Origin of the sequence: Microbacterium sp., from assembly GCF_049661145.1 — a bacterium.
Taxonomy (GTDB): domain Bacteria; phylum Actinomycetota; class Actinomycetes; order Actinomycetales; family Microbacteriaceae; genus Microbacterium.
In genome coordinates, this window is record NZ_JBASZT010000402.1 from 1 (window position 1) to 2,195 (window position 2,195).

The window sequence follows — 2,195 nt, forward strand, 5'->3', positions numbered from 1 at the left end:
GTCGTCGCACAGCCGCTCGACGACGTCGAGCTGGTGCGACGAGAACAGCACCGCGGCACCCGCCGCCGCGCGCGACTGCAGCACGCCGGCGACGACGTCGACGGCGAGCGGATCGAGTCCCGAGAACGGCTCGTCGAGGATCAGCACCTCGGGGTCGTGCACGAGGGCCGCGGCAATCTGCGCGCGCTGCTGGTTGCCGAGCGACAGTGTCTCGATGTTGTCCTGCAGGCGCTCGCCGAGGCCGAGCTCGGTCAGCAGCGCCTCGGCCCGGGTGGCGGCGTCGGCCTTGTCGAAGCCGTGCAGTCGGGCGAGGTAGACGATGTGCTCGAGCACGCGCATCTTGGGGTAGAGCCCGCGCTCCTCCGGCATGTACCCGAACAGACGCCGGTCGGCGGCGGTCACCGGGTTGCCGTCGAGAGTGACCTCGCCGGCGTCGCGCGCGAGCACGCCGAGGACGATCCGCATCGTCGTCGTCTTGCCGGCGCCGTTGCCGCCGACGAATCCCGTCAGCCGGCCCGGTGCGACCTGAAAACCGACGTCGTCGAGCACCCGATGGGTGCCGTAGCTCTTCGTGATGCCGGAAAGCTCGAGCATGCGTTCCTCCTGTGGGGATGTCGCACTCGACGCTACGCGCCGCGGATGCCGCGAGCCTCCCCCCGGCGACGGGTTCGCGGATGCCGCGGCATCCTTCTCGCGGGGGAGTGTGCGCGCCGGCGTGCGCGGTGCCGGTCGCGCATAGCGGATTGCCAGCGAACGGAAAAGTCGCGTCCACCTGGAAGACATCTCGCGTCTTTACACTCGCACGCGTGACGAGCGCTCCAGAGGTCTCCCGTTCTCGGCGTCTTCGCCATTTCGGCTCTGCCATCGTGCGGCGGGGACAGCGGCTTCGTCCTCGTGCGGTGCGCTTCGCACTCACGCCGCGCGGCCTGGTCACCGGCTTCGTGGCGGTCCACGTCGTCTACCTGGTGGGGTTGCTGCACGTCATCGTGTTCGGCGGCACCGAGGGCGACCTGCCGCTCTACCGGTTGTGGGCCGAGCAGGCGCTGCACGGCTACTGGCCCGTCATCGACTACGGCTGGGTCTACCCGGCCGGTGCACTCGCGCCGATCATGGCCGCCATCGTGTTCGGGCCGTGGAGCTACCAGCTCGTGTGGCTGTTGCTGACGGCATCCGCCAACGGGCTCGCGATCGCCTCGCTGACCGGCAATCTGCGCCGCCGCAAGGGGTATGTCGCCGCGTGGTACTGGCTGGCCGTCGAGCTGCTGCTCGCTCCGGTCTCGATGCTGCGGCTCGAGGGCTTCGCCGCGCCTCTGGCGATCGCCGCGATGGTCTGGCTCGTGCGGCGTCCCGCCGTCGCGGGTGCGCTTATCGCCGCGGCGACGTGGATCAAGGTGTGGCCCGCCGCCATCGCCGGTGCCGCAGTCGCGATCTCGTCGCTGCGGGCACGGATCATCGCAGGAGGTCTCGCCGTCAGCGCCGCGATCGCCGGCGTCGTCATCGTGTACGGCGGCGGCGCGAACCTCTTCGGCTTCGCCACGATCCAGGGCGATCGCTCGCTGCAGCTCGAAGCGCCGGTCGCGACGCCGTGGGTCTGGGCGACGGTGCTCGGGATGCCGGGGGCACAGATCCGGCAGAACTACGTGCTCGCGACACGCGAGGTCGCGGGTCCCGGTGCCCAGGCGGCGGGCGTGCTCGTGACGCTGCTCATGCCGATCGCGTTCGCCGTCATCCTGGTGCTGCTGTTGCGCGCGCGCCGCCGCGCGCTCGCCGAGGGCACGCTGACGCCGCTCGCGGAGCAGCGGCTGATCGTCCGCGGCGCGTTCGCGCTCGCTGCCGCGCTCATCGTCTTCAACAAGGTCGGCTCGCCGCAGTACATGCTGTGGCTCGCGCCGATCGTCGCCGTGGGGCTGCTCGTCGATCGGCGTGCGTGGGCCCGGGTGGCCGAGTGGATGGCGATGGTGTGCTTCCTCACGACGCTCGTGTTCCCGGTGCTGTATCTGCCGTTGATCGACGCGCACCCGTTCGCGGCGGCCGTGCTGCTGGCACGCAATGCTCTCGTGGTAGGCCTGTTCGGCTGGAGCCTCGCCGCCCTGTGGCGGCCCGAGACCTCGCTCGTCGCGTTGCGCGAGCGGTTGGCGCTCGCCGCGACCACGACCACCGGCTCGCTCCCCGTCGTCGCGCGCTGACGCCACGCC

At 71.1% G+C, this 2,195-nt stretch carries 2 protein-coding genes; one reads left to right on the forward strand and one right to left on the reverse strand.

Annotation, left to right across the window (positions count from 1 at the left end; all coding sequences use genetic code 11):
• A partial coding sequence (locus tag WBP48_RS16580; RefSeq protein WP_424441845.1) for an ABC transporter ATP-binding protein occupies positions 1-594 on the reverse strand: 594 nt, incomplete at its 3' end.
• Between the two features lie 212 nt (positions 595-806).
• On the opposite strand from WBP48_RS16580, the gene WBP48_RS16585 reads away from it, so the two are divergent.
• Positions 807-2,186: a hypothetical protein gene (locus WBP48_RS16585; protein WP_424441846.1), complete on the forward strand. Its 1,380-nt coding sequence runs from the start codon at positions 807-809 to the stop codon at positions 2,184-2,186.
• Positions 2,187-2,195: the final 9 nt, after the last annotated feature.